The organism is Lacticaseibacillus brantae DSM 23927 (genome assembly GCF_001436115.1).
GTDB classification, from domain to species: domain Bacteria; phylum Bacillota; class Bacilli; order Lactobacillales; family Lactobacillaceae; genus Lacticaseibacillus; species Lacticaseibacillus brantae.
In genome coordinates this window covers 718,457-734,468 of record NZ_AYZQ01000001.1, presented here as the reverse complement: position 1 = coordinate 734,468, position 16,012 = coordinate 718,457, and the positions used below count along the sequence as shown (strand labels likewise).

General features: G+C 46.2%; 18 protein-coding genes. All 18 read left to right on the top strand.

What is annotated here, in order from left to right:
- Nucleotides 1–11: 11 nt before the first annotated feature.
- Nucleotides 12–389 (top strand): P27 family phage terminase small subunit, encoded by a 378-nt coding sequence (locus FC34_RS03655; RefSeq protein ID WP_057894019.1) that lies wholly within the window; start codon nt 12–14, stop codon nt 387–389.
- Nucleotides 382–2,139 carry a terminase large subunit gene (locus tag FC34_RS03650; RefSeq protein WP_057894018.1) on the top strand — a complete coding sequence of 586 codons (1,758 nt, stop codon included), beginning with the start codon at nt 382–384 and terminating at the stop codon, nt 2,137–2,139. Before FC34_RS03655 ends, FC34_RS03650 begins: the two co-directional genes overlap by 8 nt.
- Nucleotides 2,136–3,350: a phage portal protein gene (locus FC34_RS03645; RefSeq protein WP_157052216.1), complete on the top strand. Its 1,215-nt coding sequence runs from the start codon at nt 2,136–2,138 to the stop codon at nt 3,348–3,350. Before FC34_RS03650 ends, FC34_RS03645 begins: the two co-directional genes overlap by 4 nt.
- Nucleotides 3,334–3,930: an HK97 family phage prohead protease gene (locus tag FC34_RS03640; protein WP_057894017.1), complete on the top strand. Its 597-nt coding sequence runs from the start codon at nt 3,334–3,336 to the stop codon at nt 3,928–3,930. Before FC34_RS03645 ends, FC34_RS03640 begins: the two co-directional genes overlap by 17 nt.
- The gene (locus FC34_RS03635) at nt 3,912–5,096 is read left to right on the top strand and encodes a phage major capsid protein (protein WP_057894016.1); all 1,185 of its coding nucleotides are present in this window, start codon (nt 3,912–3,914) and stop codon (nt 5,094–5,096) included. The genes FC34_RS03640 and FC34_RS03635 overlap by 19 nt, the downstream gene beginning before the upstream one ends.
- A gap of 29 nt (nt 5,097–5,125) precedes the next feature.
- The gene (locus FC34_RS03630; RefSeq protein ID WP_157052215.1) at nt 5,126–5,320 is read left to right on the top strand and encodes a hypothetical protein; all 195 of its coding nucleotides are present in this window, start codon (nt 5,126–5,128) and stop codon (nt 5,318–5,320) included.
- 4 nt (nt 5,321–5,324) lie between these two features.
- The gene (locus FC34_RS03625) at nt 5,325–5,594 is read left to right on the top strand and encodes a phage head-tail connector protein (protein WP_057894014.1); all 270 of its coding nucleotides are present in this window, start codon (nt 5,325–5,327) and stop codon (nt 5,592–5,594) included.
- A complete protein-coding gene (locus tag FC34_RS03620) occupies nt 5,587–5,901 on the top strand; it encodes a phage head closure protein (protein WP_057894013.1) in 315 nt (104 codons plus the stop codon). The genes FC34_RS03625 and FC34_RS03620 overlap by 8 nt, the downstream gene beginning before the upstream one ends.
- A complete protein-coding gene (locus FC34_RS03615) occupies nt 5,891–6,232 on the top strand; it encodes an HK97 gp10 family phage protein (protein ID WP_057894012.1) in 342 nt (113 codons plus the stop codon). Before FC34_RS03620 ends, FC34_RS03615 begins: the two co-directional genes overlap by 11 nt.
- A complete protein-coding gene (locus FC34_RS03610) occupies nt 6,232–6,567 on the top strand; it encodes a hypothetical protein (protein WP_057894011.1) in 336 nt (111 codons plus the stop codon). The genes FC34_RS03615 and FC34_RS03610 overlap by 1 nt, the downstream gene beginning before the upstream one ends.
- Nucleotides 6,557–7,147 carry a major tail protein gene (locus tag FC34_RS03605; RefSeq protein WP_057894010.1) on the top strand — a complete coding sequence of 197 codons (591 nt, stop codon included), beginning with the start codon at nt 6,557–6,559 and terminating at the stop codon, nt 7,145–7,147. The genes FC34_RS03610 and FC34_RS03605 overlap by 11 nt, the downstream gene beginning before the upstream one ends.
- Before the next feature lie 63 nt (nt 7,148–7,210).
- Nucleotides 7,211–7,606, top strand: a complete 396-nt coding sequence (locus FC34_RS03600) for a hypothetical protein (RefSeq protein ID WP_057894009.1) — start codon at nt 7,211–7,213, stop codon at nt 7,604–7,606.
- 20 nt (nt 7,607–7,626) lie between these two features.
- Complete coding sequence (locus tag FC34_RS09620; protein ID WP_157052214.1) at nt 7,627–7,785, top strand: hypothetical protein; 159 nt, start codon at nt 7,627–7,629, stop codon at nt 7,783–7,785.
- An 18-nt stretch (nt 7,786–7,803) separates the two neighbouring features.
- Entirely contained in the window at nt 7,804–10,896 is a 3,093-nt protein-coding gene (locus FC34_RS03595) for a phage tail tape measure protein (RefSeq protein ID WP_057894008.1), read from the top strand.
- Complete coding sequence (locus FC34_RS03590) at nt 10,896–11,615, top strand: hypothetical protein (RefSeq protein WP_057894007.1); 720 nt, start codon at nt 10,896–10,898, stop codon at nt 11,613–11,615. Before FC34_RS03595 ends, FC34_RS03590 begins: the two co-directional genes overlap by 1 nt.
- On the top strand, nt 11,615–13,708 hold the full coding sequence (locus tag FC34_RS03585) for a gp58-like family protein (RefSeq protein ID WP_057894006.1): 2,094 nt from the start codon (nt 11,615–11,617) through the stop codon (nt 13,706–13,708). The genes FC34_RS03590 and FC34_RS03585 overlap by 1 nt, the downstream gene beginning before the upstream one ends.
- 10 nt (nt 13,709–13,718) lie before the next feature.
- On the top strand, nt 13,719–13,895 hold the full coding sequence (locus FC34_RS09615; protein ID WP_157052213.1) for a hypothetical protein: 177 nt from the start codon (nt 13,719–13,721) through the stop codon (nt 13,893–13,895).
- The gene (locus tag FC34_RS03580; RefSeq protein WP_057894005.1) at nt 13,855–16,011 is read left to right on the top strand and encodes a pyocin knob domain-containing protein; all 2,157 of its coding nucleotides are present in this window, start codon (nt 13,855–13,857) and stop codon (nt 16,009–16,011) included. The genes FC34_RS09615 and FC34_RS03580 overlap by 41 nt, the downstream gene beginning before the upstream one ends.
- The last annotated feature ends 1 nt before the right edge of the window (nt 16,012 follow it).

The window sequence follows — 16,012 nt, the reverse complement described above, 5'->3', positions numbered from 1 at the left end:
GGGGTGTCGGAATGACACAAGAAGTTGAAGTACAAACGTTAGACCGGCGCCGCCGAGTTGTACAGCAGATGAAAGACCTGGGTGTTTATAAGCCGGCCTATGACGATATCATCACGATTTACGCGGGGATGTTGGACCAGTACGCGGCACTAAGCCACCAGTATGAACAATCTGGATATAAGGTTACCGAAGAATACACTAATAAGGCCGGTGCGACAAACCAACGCAAGGTCCCAATTCTGAACGCGATTGAGTCACTGCGAAAGGATATCGCGACTTATTCAGACCGGTTACAGCTGAACCCAAAGGCTAATTCTGCTCCCGCTGTCGTAGAGGCAGGAAGTCCGCTGGACGATTTCATGAAGAACCGTGGTGACAGGGATGAGTAACAAGTATCTTGATGACGCTGTCGCTTATGCTACTGGATTGGTTGATGGGTCAATTCCCGCTAACCGGGCTCGCATTCAAGGTGGTCAACGTTTTCTCGATGACCTTAAACGAACTGATGAATTTGACATTCGGACTGATGATTCCGATTTTGTGATTGACCTGATCCAGAAAGTTTTCTCGCACCAGCAAGGTGAAGATGTGGAAGGCCGACCATTGCGTGGTAAGCCATTAATCTTGACTGAGTGGCAGAAGTTTGTGGTTGTGAACATCCTAGTCTTTTATCTCAAAGGCACACGATTACGCAGATTCCACGAAGCATTAATTATGATTCCACGGAAACAAGGGAAGACGACATTTGCCGCTGCCTTTGGTTTTGCTCTTTCGCTGCTCGAAGCACCAAGCGGGTCGAAACTCTATATTTTGGCTAACAGCTTGAAACAGACCATGGAATCATTCTCACTGTTAAACTACAACATCGAGCGATTCCACGATTCGGCATTTAAAATTCGCGACAACAACTCAGAGCACTCGATTACCAAAGATTTTGGTGACGGGGGCTCTATTTATATCCAAGCGTTGGCTAGCGATGAAAAACGACTGGACTCATTGAATGCCAACCTGCTAATCCTCGATGAATTGCACGCGTTCAAATCTGCCAAGAAATACAAACTTATGCGCGATGCCCAGAAAGCTTACCGGAATAACTTGCTGATTGGTATTTCCACCGCGGGTGATATTCCAAATGGATTCCTGGCGCAACGTGTTGAGTACGCGAAGAAAGTCCTATCTGGAACGATTAAAGACGATGAATATTTCTTTTTCATTTGTCAGGCTGACCAGAACGAAGATGGCGATGTGGATGATTTCACCAGCGATGATGTGTTGATTAAGTCAAACCCTAGCGTTGGTATTTCGGTTACATTAGATGACCTGCGTCACGATGCGCAAATGGCGCTTAATGATCCACAAACAAGGTTGGAGTTTTTTAACAAGACCCTGAATATCTTCACGGCCAGCAGTAAAGCTTATTTCGACATTGAAGACTTCAAAGCCAGCGACCACCAATATGATTGGTCACTAAAAGAATTGGCTAAGCTGCCTATCAAATGGTACGGCGGTGCTGACTTATCAAAGCTCCATGATTTGACCGCTGCTGCCTTGTACGGGCGATATGGCGACGTCGATATCGTGGTTACCCACGCTTTCTTCCCACGTGCTGCGGCGCACGACAAGGCAGATAAAGATGGTATTCCATTGTTCGGTTGGGCTGATGATGGCTGGCTAACAATGAGCAACACGGCAACTGTTTTGTATGACGACATCGTCAAGTGGTTCGTTGAAATGCGAGCGCTTGGTTTCGATATTAAAAAGGTTGGGTTTGACAAAAAGTTCGGCCGTGAATTTTTCATGCTAATGAAGAAGGCGCGGTTCAAAATCGTTGACCAGCCGCAATACTTCTTCAAAAAGTCGGAAGGTTTCCGACGTATTGAAGTTAAGGCCAAGAACAAGCAATTTTATTACCTGCATTCTGAGGCTTATGAGTATTGCGTGGCTAACGTGCAGGCCGTTGAGAAGACTGACGATATGATCCAATACGACAAAATTGATGGCCAATCTGGTAACCACCGGATTGACCTGTTTGACGCGTCTGTTTTCGCTGCTGTCCAGATGAGCGAAGATATCACGCGCAATGAACAAGCGTCATCATGGCTGCATCGTGATGAAGGAAAGGAGGTGATTAATAGTTGAGCAAGAAAAAGAAACAACAGAAACGCGCTGCACCTGCACTGATGAATTATGTCAGCTCATCAGCGTGGACGAACACGCTAGCGACTGGGTATGTGCGACTATCTGATAACCCTGACGTGCGCATCGCTGTTGATCGTATCGCAGACCTGGTGTCAAACATGTCTATTCACCTACTGCAAAACACGGATAAAGGTGATGTGCGTGTCCACAATGGGCTGGAACGACTGATTGACGTGGAGCCAGCACACAACATGACGCGTAAAGCTTGGATTACCAAGATTGTTCGTGACTTATTTTTGTTTGGCGATGGTAACTCAATCGCTCAAATCGTGGTCGAACCTGGCAGTGATTATCTGAGTGAGTTGCGACTGCTAGATATGGACCATGTTAGCTATCAATATGACGTGATTGGCAAGCAAGTCCACACATACTATTCGGGGAAAGAATTGGACGATGACAAAATCGTCCATTTTTTGATTAATCCGAATGCCCATTACCCACAAGTTGGGACTGGTTACCGGCGAATCCTATCTGAGATTTTAGCTAATCTGGCACAAGCAAACAAAACCAAGGCGGAATTTATGACCGGGAAGAACGTGCCGTCACTAATCGTTAAGGTTGATGCTGACTCCGAAGAACTGTCATCCGCCGCCGGTAGAGAAGAAGTGCGCCGGAAATATTTGGATACTGCCAATGCTAATGATCCGTGGATTATCCCAGCCGACATGATGGACGTCACGACGGTTAAACCGCTGACACTTGAAGATATTGCGCTGAATGAATCAGTTGAAATTGATAAAAGAACCGTCGCCCACATGTTCGGGGTGCCTGCCTTCTTGTTAGGTGTGGGTGAGTTTAACAAAGATGAGTACAACAACTTCGTCAATACGACCATCGCGTCAATTGGGCAGATGATTGCCCAGACATTGACTAAGGATATTCTGTTTGACCCAAGCTGGTACTTTGCGTTTAGCCCACGGTCGCTGTTTAGCTATGACATTTCGGAGCTTGTCTCTGCTGGGACGCAACTCATGGACCGCGCCGCCATGGATAGAAACGAGATGCGTGGTTGGGTCGGCATGGAACCGCGTGACGATATGGAAGATATCCTCATGCTGGAAAACTATTTGCCGACTGACAAGCTGGGTGACCAGAAAAAGCTGAACAATCCTTCAACGAAAGGAGGTGATGCTGATGACAGTAAAGACTGAGCAACGAGTCGCTATGACGCCTACTGCCGAATTTCGAGCGGCTGGTGATGACGGCAAAAAGTACCTAGAAGGCTACTTTATCCGGTTTAACGAAGAGACTGAATTGTGGCCAGGCTATTTTGAGACGGTGGCACCGGAATCAATCGATGACGATATCGCTAGTCAAGATATCCGAGCATTGTTTGACCACGACACGGCCAAAGTGTTGGGTCGGACGGCTAGTAACACATTGGAACTCCGTAAGGATGAACAAGGTGTCTATGGCAAGATTTTAGTCAATGAAGATGATAGTGAAGCCCTGAGTGTCTACGCGAAAGTTTCTCGCGGCGATATTTCGAGCGCTTCTTTTGGTTTCTACATCGATAAAGACGACCTGAATCAAAACAATGACGGGTCGTGGCACGACGTTATCCGTAAATTAACGTTACTGGAAGTGTCTATCGTGACGTGGCCGGCTTATCCAACCACTGAGATTGATGCTCGCAAACGCGATTTATCGCATATCGAACAAGAACGTTTTGAACATAACCGAACACAACTTATTAAGGAGCTGAAAGATAAATGGCAAATCCAATCTTAATCAACACGCGCTTGAAGTTTAAGCGTGACCAAATCTCCAAGAACGAAGAAAAGCTTGAAGAACTTTGGTCTCGGCAAGAAGAAATCGTCAATGCAGCTGAATCCGCTGAAAAGGAAGAAGACCTTGACGCTGTCCAAGCACAAGCTGACGAACTTGATGGCCAAATTAACGAACTTGAATCAACCAACGAATCTTTAGCCGATGAAGCTACTGACTTAGAAGCGGAACTCGAAGAAGCTAACCGCTCAATCCAAACAAAGAAGGAAGTGCGAAAGAGTATGATCCCAGTGCAAACTGAAGACCCAAAGGAATTACAAGCGCGTAGCCTGATTGACTATATCAATACTAAAGGACAAAAGCGTGACGGCATCGTAACTGGTGACGTTGCAGCGATTATCCCAAAGGAAATTTTGTATGACGCAACGCAAGAAGTTAAGACAACTTATGACTTAACTCAATTCGTGAATGTTCGGTCAGTATCTGTTCCTGGTGGCACTTATAACGTGGCCAAGAAGACTGATGAATCCCTCCACACCGTGGAAGAATTAGCTGCTAACCCTGAATTGAGCAAGCCTGAATTAATCACCGCCAACTGGAATGTTCAAACCTATCGTGGTCAAGTCACGAGCTCACACGAATCTTTACGTGATGCCCAGGACTTAAACGCATTGTTGACCGATATGTTGAGCCAAGTTGTTCAAAATACAAAGAATCGCTTGATTGCAGGTGTTTTGAAGACTGCACCTGCAAAGACCGTAGCCGACACTGATGGCCTCAAGCACATCATCAATGTCGACTTAGATCCTGCTTATGACAAGGTCATTATCACATCTCAATCAGGTTTCCAATTCCTTGACACCTTAAAGGACAACGAAGGCCGTTACTTGATGCAGCCAGACGTTACATCGCCAACTGGCTACCGTTTCTTGGGCATGGTGGTTCAACCTATCTCTGATACTTTATTCGGCACACAAGGCGATGCCGTCGCATTCATTGGTGATGCAAAGCGGTTTGATACTCTGTTTGACCGCGAAGAATTACAAATTGGTTGGGTGACTAACGAAAACTTTGCGACCAACTTAATGGCCGCATTGTCCATTGATAACAAGCCCGTTGATACTAATGCTGGTTTCTTCGTCACTTTCGGTGCAGCCCCAAAAGCGTAGTGCCCGATAGCCAAGCGGGCAGCGAACCGGTGGCTAAAGAAGTTCCAGAAACAACTGCCAGTGCATCAACTGAGGTTCCTGAAGGCACTACCAACACTGAAGAGAGTTCTACCAAGCCTACTGACGCGGACACCGTAGCGACCATCAAGGCCTACTTGGACGCAAAAGGTATCTTATACCAGACCAACGATACAAAGCTCGACTTACTAGCACTGGTGGTGTAAGCCTATGGACACGCTGAATATCTTAAAAGCTAACCTCGGGATTAGCGGTACCGCACGGGACACTTATTTACAGTCAATCATTGATAGTGTGACGGACGAATTGACGTTAGAAAAAGGGGTTTCCGTCAGCACGCCTACCGGCCAGATGTTTTTAATCGATTATGCAGCGTGGCGTTTCCGCAATCGTGGTGAAGGCACAATACCCCGTAACCTGCAATATCGCTTGCATAACTTGATGATTAACACACGCGATGGTGGTGAATCTGATGAATGATTGGTCCGAAGATGTGACGTTGGTTGATAGTGTGATTGTTCCTGATGAATATGGAAATCAGGTTCCTACCGAAACACATCGTGTTGTGCAAGCCAGCAAGCGTGAAATTGCGATGAACGAATTTTATACCGCTGCTCAAGCTGGAATCAGACCTGCTGTTGAATTGATTATCCACACGTTTGAGTATGAAGGCGAGCAAGTGATGATCTATAAGGGTCAACGGTATAGCTTAATCCGGACTTATCAGCGTAATGATGATGAATTGGAAATTTATCTGGAACAGAAGGTGAGCGACGATGGCAATTGAAATTGATTTGTCGGACATCTTAGATAGTTACTCAAAAGAGGTAGCTGATAAGGTGAAAGAAATTCAAGATGATGTGGCTGATGAGGCCGTTAGCACTTTGCAATCAACCTCACCAAAGAAGGCCGGTAAGTACGCAAAAGGGTGGGCCAAACAACGCGATGGTAATACTGTACGCGTTTACAACAAAACTCATGCTGGGCTTACTCATCTGCTAGAGAATGGGCATGCAAAAAAAGACGGGGGCCGTACTCAAGCTCAACCACACATCGGGCCTGCTGCTGCTGCCGCTGCTAAATCGTTTGAAAGTAAGATTAGACAGGAGTTGGGATAATGCTGCCAGAACTTAACAAAGGGCTGTCTGCGATTATGCCAACCGTTTATGGCCAGTGGTTTCCAGGTCAAGCGCCGGCACTGCCATATATTGTTGTTGTTGATAGTGGTCGCGATGACCAATTCGCCGATAACACCCACTACTACAACGTGTGGACGTATCGACTGGAAATTTATTTTAACCGTAAGGACCCAATCACCGAACAAAAGATTGAGTCCTTTTTGAGTGCCAATGATTGGTCATGGTCTGATGAAGGTGACCAATACATCGACACTGAAAAAATATTTGAACATATCTATTACGTGGAAAAAGGAGAAATGACAAATGGCGACTAACCAAGAAAATCGTGTTGAGTTTGGGCTTAAAAACGCTCACTACGCACTCGTGACCGACACGGGTACCGAACTCACCTATGCCGCACCAAAGAAGTTACCAGGTGCGGTCAAAATGACAATTGATGCCGAAGGTGGTAGTGATCCGTTTTACGCTGACGACACGAAGTATTACACGGCAGTATCAAACCAAGGTTACTCAGGTAAGTTTGAAATTGCGCGTATCACTGACGAATTTATGCAAGAAATCTTTGGTGAAAAGGTCGATGAAACAACTGGCATGCAATACGACGATACCGACGCCAATCCAAAGCAATTTGCATTAATGTTTGAATTTGACGGTGATGTACAAAAGACTCGCCGGGTGCTGTTCAATGTGACGGCTACGCGGCCATCAATTGAATCAGAAACTAAGGCTGATAAAACATCGCCAAACACAACTGAGCTTGAATTTACTGCGGCTCCTGACCCTTATGCTGCACGTGCGCAAGGTAAGGTCACACAAGGCAAGCCAGCCTATGACGGCTTTTTTGATGCTGTCGTTATTCCTGGTGCTAAACCAACCGCTCCAACAGGCAAATAAATTTTTTAGTCGCCAATGAAATCAACAATTCGCGATAAGCGGGCGGCTATTAAGGAGGCAAGGATGCTAAAAGTAGTTGATTTACCAGACGGGAAACAAATCGCCTTACAGTCAAGTGCTGTCACAGCGATTTTGTACAAGAGCCAATTTGGCAAAGACTTTTTCGCAGACATGATTAAACTGTCCAAGGTTTTTGGAACCGTTAATACTGAAAAAGGTGTCGATTTAAGTGACCTGAGTTATGAAGATTTGGATCGCTTGGATATGACTGTTTTGTATCAAGTCACGTGGGCTTTTGCTAAAAACGCTGATGACTCAATCGGTGACCTGCAAACGTGGCTTGCGCAATTCGATACTTTCCCATTGCAAGACATTATGACAGCCGTTTCTGACTTAATTGCCAATCTCTTTACGACAACAAAAAACTCGAAAGCACCTACCAAACGGGCGAGCCGATAGATACCGACTCGTTTCTTTTTATGGCTAAAACTATGGGTTTCTCTATTTCAGAACTCAGGGATATCTCGATTGGCCAGGTGCTTGACCAAGCTGTCGAATACGTCAAAGCTCATGATACTGAAGGCGGTAGTCAAAAGACTAAACGGCCTGCTACTCAAGCAGACTTCGACAATTTCTAAGGGAAAGGAGGAACATAAATGGCAGGTAATATTAAAGGCATCACTATCGACATTAACGGTGATACCACCAAGCTTGACCGAGCGTTGAGTGATGTAGATAAATCAACCAAAAACGTCAACGGTGAGTTAAAGCAAGTTAACTCTTTACTGAAATTCAACCCCGGTAACACAGATCTGATTGCTCAAAAGCAGCAGCTGTTGGCAAAGCAGGTGCAGAACACCAGTGAACGACTGAAAACGTTGAAAGACGCTCAAGCTCAGGTAGAAGCGCAATTTAAAAGTGGCGACCTCGGTGAAGAAGAGTATCGTGCTTTTCAACGCGAAGTTGTCGCGACAGAAAGTAAGTTAAAGAATTACGAAGGCCAAATTGAAAAAAGCAAGTCGAGTCAAGCTGAACTGGAGTCATCTACAAAGCGTTTGGGAACTTATTTCCAAGCCAGTGAAAAATCGGTAGATGACTATGCCGATGTACTGGGGCCAAAGCTGACAGCGGCAATTAAAAGCGGGTCTGCATCATCTGACCAATTAAATGAAGCAATAAATAAAATTGGCCGGACAGTCACTAACAATGAGCAGGACTTTGACCAGTTCAACGCGGCATTAAAACGCGTGGATGACGGCGGGTCAATCGATGAGTTGCAAGGTGAATTGACACAACTCAGCGCGAAGTCGAAACAAGCCGATGATGCATTAGGCCAAATTGGTGGCAATACAATGTCAGAGCGCCTGCAAAACATTGGCGATGGACTGGCTGATGCCGGCGAAAAAATCCAAGAGTTGGCCGGAAAAGCTGTTGATGCTTGGGGTGAGATGGACGATGCGGTTGATAATTTAACCAGTAAAACTGGCGCTGTTGGCCCGATGGCTGATTCATTGGCAGAGAGCTACGAAAAGGTTGAATCTTCCATGGCCGGTGCACAAATGGAGTCTGGCGACCTTTCAAATACGATGGCGCTATTGCACTCACAATTTGGCCTATCTGGCGATGCCCTGGAACAAACGACAGAGTACGTGGCCAAGTTTAGCCAGGTCACTGGACAGTCAAGCACAGAGGCTGTGGATGCCTTGCATACGGCCATGGCACAATTCAATGTGTCAGCAAAGGATTTACCGGCTGTCTTAGACAGTTTTACCGCTGCCAGCCAACGCACTGGCGTGCCCGTAGCAGATCTAGAGCAACAGGTCTCAAGGGCTTATCCAGCATTTAAACAGTTAGGTATCAGCTTAACAGACGGTATCCCAATGCTGGCGGCGTGGAGCAAGTCAGGTATTGACTCAAACACAGTTTTAAAAGGGATGCAGAAAGCCTTCGTGGCAACGAAAGATAGCGCTGGCGGTTTTAAACAAGGCATTACAGATGCTTTCAATGGCATTAAAAATGCCAAAACAGACCAAGATGCATTCAACATTGCGATTCAAACTTTTGGAGCAAAGTCAGGGCCACAAATGGCTCAGGCCATTCGTGATAACAAGGTCAGTCTGGACGACTTAACCAAGTCAGCCGGCAATACGGGCGGCACGGTAAAAAAGACATTTGATCAGACGTTAGATCCAATTGATAAAGTGCACCAGTCTCAAAAAAAGCTCAACCAATCATTGGGTGAGCTTGGAGGAACAATTTTAGAAACGGTTGCTCCAGCGCTGCAAAGCTTTGTTGGATTCCTAAAAGTTGTTGTTTCGGCATTCAGCAACTTACCCGGACCAGTCAAAGTTATCATCGTGGCGCTCGGCGGTCTGGTAGCGGCGTTAGGCATGATGGCGCCAATAATTACTGCTGTAGCCTCGGTATTGCCCCTTTTGGGGGTCGGCGCAGGCGCTAGCGCCGTTGGATTTGGTGCGCTTTCTGCATCAATTTTACCTGTTGTTGCGGTTATAGCAGGCATCGTCGCGGTTATTGCGATTGTTATTTTAGCTTTCCAACACTGGGGCGACATCGTCAACTGGTTTAAAGGGCTTTGGAATGGGATTTCCAGTTTCTTTAGTGGCCTCTGGACGGGCATTCAACAAGTCTTTACTTCTGCAATTACTGCTATTGCCGCATTTTTACAACCTGCATTCTCGGCCATTGTGACCACCATCCAAACTATTTGGAACGGTGTATCAGCCTTTTTTGGAATGGTATGGAATGCTATTAAAACCGTCTTCACGGTCGCCTTGACCGCGATTGCTGTCGTCATTGGAACAATTATCAATGGTTGGATCAACATCATCACCACGGTCATGAATGCTATTAAAGCTGTCTTTACTGTTGTTTGGAACGGCATTAAAGCATTTATCGGTCCAATCCTCTCAGCTATTGGCAATGTGATTTCTACAGCGTGGAACGGGATTAAGGCGGGCACTTCCGCAGTGTTTAACGCGATTAAGTCAGTAATCACTTCCGTTTGGAATGCAATCAAGGCATTTATTACCCCGGTAGTGAACGCGATTAAATCAGTTGTGACCAGTGCTTGGAATGGTATCAAATCAGTCACATCTTCGGTGTTCAACGGTATAAAGTTAGTTGCCTCTTCCGTATGGAATGGAATCAAATCAACGATTAGTGGTGTTGTGAACAGCATTAAGTCTACCGTCTCCGGTGTATGGAATGGTATAAAGTCAGTAACTTCTAGTGTGTGGAATGGTATAAAGTCAGCCATTGAAAAACCGATGAATGCTGCAAAGTCGATTGTTTCTGGCATCATCAATGCGATCAAAGGCTTCTTCCACTTTTCAATCAGTTGGCCCCATATCCCGATGCCTAGCTTTGGGATTTCGCCAGCAGGTTGGAAAATTGGTGACTTGCTGAAGGGCTCCATTCCACACTTGTCAGTTAGCTGGCACGCCGCCGGTGGTGTCTTTAACAAACCAACGCTATTCGCTGGCCAAGGCGGTCAACTGCATGGCGTGGGTGAAGCAGGTCCTGAAGGTGTCTTACCACTCAACGACAAAACATTTGCTGCGATTGGTAAGGGCATCGCTGACAATATGGACGGTGGGGGCGTCACAGTCAACGCCACAATCTATGGTGCAATCACAGATGGCGTAGCCCGACAATGGGCTGAAAAGCTAGCAGTGGCAATCAATGACGCTCAAAAACGTAAATCGTTACCAGGAGGTGGTATTGGATAATGCGACCAGGTGAATTTTACTTTAACGGCAGGTCCTCGCTAGATTATCGGCTTGTTATCCAAACACAGCCTAAGAGAAAGGCTCCTAATCGCCGGATTAAGTCATTTACGGTCACTGGTCAATCGGGAACGGTATATCAGACTCGCGAACAACGTGACGATATGGCGCTCGACTTAAGCATGGTATTTTTATCTGAGCCTGATGACTTTAAGCGGGAAGCTGTCTCAGATTTGTTTGATGTGCCAGGATATGTTGATTTTGTCCCGTATTATGATCAGAACTACATCTATCGTGCTATGGTGACAGACGGCGTGACGTTTGACCACGTTCGAGCTTACAAACGGGCAACAGTAGTAACAGTGACGTTGATGCTTCACCCACACAAATGGCTCAAAACAGGGTTGCTACACCTACCGTTTACAGACGGACAAATTATTAATAATCCAACGAAGCTTGTTGCTTCGCCGGTGATTGATATCACGGCGACAGGTGACACGACAATCACGATTGGTGGTCAGAACTATCACTTTATCGGCCTCTCAGGCACGACCACTGTCGACAGTGAATTACTCACGGCAACTAGCGGTGGTCAAAATGTTGCCCACAAGATGGTTGGCTTGGAATATCCCAAGCTACCACCTGGTGTGACTACAATCGGCATGTCTAGTAACGTGACGTCACTGGTCATTCAGCCTCGTTTTGTAAGGCGGGTGAGTTAATGACAGTAGCAATCTACCCAGCCACCGCAAATGATTTTACAACCCAGGGTTACGGCGTTTTATCAGACGCACTCTCTGTCACAGCTAGCGAAAAAGCTCAGCAAAACGGCAATACGACACTCGATTTAACCATGACTTATCCGGTTGATGGTCGGTATATAGACAAAATTAAAGTCGGTAACCTGATTTATTATTCAGGTGCTACCGACTTTTTGTTTGAAATCAATGAGGTTGATCCAGACGACTCTGGCGTTGTGACCATCTATGGGAACAGCGCTGACTATCGGGTAATGCTACTGCCTTTCAACAATGGCGGTCAGCTTAGTCTATCAGGTTCAGTTGCTTTGGTTTTAGCCCAAGCAGCTAAGCAAGTAGATTTTCCGCCTGGATTCAAGTTGTTTTCTGACGTAACCCAAACGGTTACGATTGACGACTACTTTGAAAATTTCGGAGCATTCATCACTCGCCTTCTATCAATGGTCACGGCCGAGGTTAAGCATGGTGTCAACGGATGGTCGGTCTTATCAAAGCGTGGCCGTGACAGTGATATCACGCTTCGTGATGATAAAAACACCATCGGAGTCACAATCAAGCAGTCTTATACAGACATCATCAACAAAATTGTTCCTCTGTATAAACAGCCTGTCCAAGAAGCCAGCCCGAATGATGACGGCCAGACAACATCTCAGACGCAATCAAGTAGTGGCTATGTGGCCGGTGCGCCAATCATTAGCCCAAATGCTTTTGCGTACTGGTCCTATTACCGTGGTAAATCAATCAAATTTGACGATGAATTAGCGGCGGTCGGCTACTTTGAAAAAGAGAAGGTCGACCAGCCTAAAGTCTCAGCTGATATCAAAGTCCAGTTGGCAGATGATGAGTATAAAACGCTTGGGATGTACGACATGCTGCGGGTGTGGAATAGCTGCCTTGGCTACTACAACAAGTCAATTCGCGTCATTGAAATCGACTATGACTTGCTGGACAGCTATCAACCAATCACAGATATCAAAGTTGGCGACATTGATCGTGCGTACTATGAAACGGTCGATAGAAAGATTGAAGACGGTGTGGCCGAAGAGTCAGAAAAACGTGCAGATGCCGTGGATGATGCGAAGAAAGACGCTGCAAACGCTCAAGCATCTGCTGATGGTAAGTCAACTAACTACTATGCCGATGACCCACCAGACGATGCGACAGGCAAGGATGGGGACACTTACTTCCAATATGGATTAAACGGAAAGCAACAGACAGTAATCTGGATTAAAGAAAAAGGTCACTGGGTTCAGCAAGTTGTTCAGGGCTATGACGAAGCCCTAAAGAAAGCAATAGATGAAAATTTTGCCGACCAAGAGAATAAAATCAATGCCGCGTTTTCAGAGACTACCAAACTTTCACAAGAGATTGATGAAACTGGTACCAAGTTAGCTACTCTTGAAACTAACTACAACGGTTTTAAGCAGACAGTCACGGACACTCAGACTGGTAACGAATCGCGTTTTACTCAGATGAGCAACCTGATTCAGACGAAAGTTAGTTCAGACCAGGCTGCCGCCATTGCAAGTGTTGAAGCCGGTAAAATTCAACTACAAGTCAAGTCAGATGGGTATAGCAGTTATCTTTCTCTAAATGGTGGCAGAGTTGATATTGGTGGCGATATGGTTCATATCACCGGCAGAACGGTTATCGATAATGGCGTGATCAATAGTGCAAAAATTGGGGACTTAGATGCCGGCAAAATCACATCAGGCACTATTCGTGGGATTGATATTATAGGTTCCAATCACATCACATTGGGTTCTCCATATGGTGGGAACATCGACCTAAGTTCATGGGGGGTAACCTTGACAGGAAATGGCGGCGGACATCTACAAGTTGGCAGCCCGAGTACAACCGGCTCAGCGGACATTTATGGTGGTCTCAACATCTACTCAGGACAAGGTGGGACTGGTGGCATTAGTATGCAAGGGAATCAAATTTGGATGCAAAACGGCGCTGCTTATATCCGAATTAATCCACAAGATGGCTATATTTACTACCACGGGGGGCCAGGTTGGTCTCACAATTATCGATTTAACATGACCGAAGTCTAGGGGGTAAATAATGAATTATTTAACGCAACACTTAACCACAATTATTGGTCAACAGGCGGAGATGATTGCCCAATTACAAGAGCAGGCCGTCAAAGCTACTGACCAGATTGTGGCGCTTAAAGAAAAGTTGAAGGAAGGTGAGGTACATGGCGAATCAGGAACTGGTTCTGGACCTAGCGGAGAATGAACCGCTTTACTATAACGGGTTTGTGAAGCTAAACGTTGGTGAAACGGGACTAGCGGTCGATATCACGGCGACAAACCTGAATGGGTCGAATGACATCACTGGCGCAACAATTCAGACTCGGTATGTAGGCCGGGATGGAACCATTATTACTGGCAGTGATGTCACAATCACAGATGCTAAGAATGGCCGATATACGGCCAAGATTCCACCTGCTTTGACTGAAGTGTCCTCTCTAGAGGGAAAACCATTTGTTGGCCAACACATCATTTCTAGAGGTGAGGTGGTGGACATATTAAGTCCTTTCCTCGTCCTGGTGAATCCAACAGCAGGAATTGTGGAGAAATACGGAAACACAATCGATGAGATTGATGTACTCATTAAATCTGGGCTAGCTCAAATTGGAGCAACCATTGACCAGGTAAAACAGCAATCAGCAGATTTGGATGCACAGATGGTTTCTACACAAAAAGCCATTGACACCCAGCTGACTGACATGGCCAACAAAGTTGGAAAAATTTATGACCAGGCCAAGGCCGTGTTAGATGATATTCAACAAAATCCTGATAAATATCGAGGACCTCAAGGTAAAGCTGCGACTATCAAGATTGGCAAAGTTACGCTTGGTGACACGCCCAGCGTGGTCAATGTTGGGACAGATGAAGATGTGGTACTGAACATGACTCTGGTTAAAGGTGACAAGGGTGAAAAAGGTGATCAGGGCGACAAAGGCGATATCGGTCCTCAAGGCAAATCCGTGTATGAAGTCGCCGTTGAAAATGGATTTGAGGGTACTCGTGAAGAATGGTTAGAAGAGATTCAAGCTGTTAAAGGTGATCCCGGGCCGATAGGCCAACAGGGACCACAGGGCGATGTCGGACCCCAGGGTCCACAAGGCGCTCAAGGTCCAATTGGACCGAAAGGAGACAAGGGTAATTCTATTCCGAACTACGTTGACAAACCCGATTTTGAAGATGGATTAACCGGTACGTGGGGTCCAGACGCGACAATCGTTGATGTACCAAAACAACTATTCACCAAGGCATTGAAAACAGTACGGCGAGATACAACGGAATCAGCAAAATTCCCTGTGTCTCCGGGCGAAACGTGGACCGGCGTTGCTGACTTAAACGCAGAGAATTCAAAGTACACCGTATTGTTCGGAATGTTCTTTTACGACGCAACAGGACGAATTATTGGATTCATAAAGTTCAATAATACTGTTGTTGAGGCAGGGAAATCTGGTTGGCAGCACGTTTCCGGAACTCTCACCACGCCATACAATGCTTGGTATGGCACGCCGTGGATTCAAATATCTGGGTCAGATGGCAGTGATTTAGGGTACGCATTAGCGACAAACTTATTTGTGACACGCCTGTTAAACGCCTCACAGAACATCACAAACAAAGAGTATGCGAGTCCCGTCAACGTCACTTCGGCTGTTGATTTTAACGCTCAAAGGAGCGTTGGAATCTACCTTTTATCTAACACAGCGGGGTTTACTAATGCTCCAATCGCGGTCACTGGTCGGCTGGAAGTGCGCGCCGTCAATGGCACAACGCTTTACCAGACCTACCGAACAACCGACAATGTGATTTACTCCCGCATGCAAGACACTGATGGGGCCTGGTCAGCGTGGAGTCAAGGCGCTACTCCAAATCCAGAGTATGGTGTCTTAACCACCAAATCTGGGCCAGACTTTAACTCAATTGTTGACGTGGGCAATTACAACATCACAAATAACAACTACTCCAAAAATGGGCCCGAAAGTCAGGGCTGGGGGCGTCTGGAAGTGCGGCAGGTATCAACGGTCAACACCCTTGGACAAACTTTTATTGATGACTCCAACCGGTCATATAGGCGGACGCGGTCATCTAGCGGCTCATGGACGGCATGGATAAAGGATACGGATTCGCGTGACTTAGCGACAGCTAAGACAAATGCAGAGACATACACTAACCAGGCCGTTGCAGGTCTAATAACCAGTGACCAGGCAAAAGGTTTGATAAACGACCAAATTGTAGACGTGGCTCGGGCCATGCCTATTAATCGATCAGTTTTTGACGCTCTGACCAATAAAGACCCTAAAATTTTCTACATCATCAAAGAGGGGGCGTAGG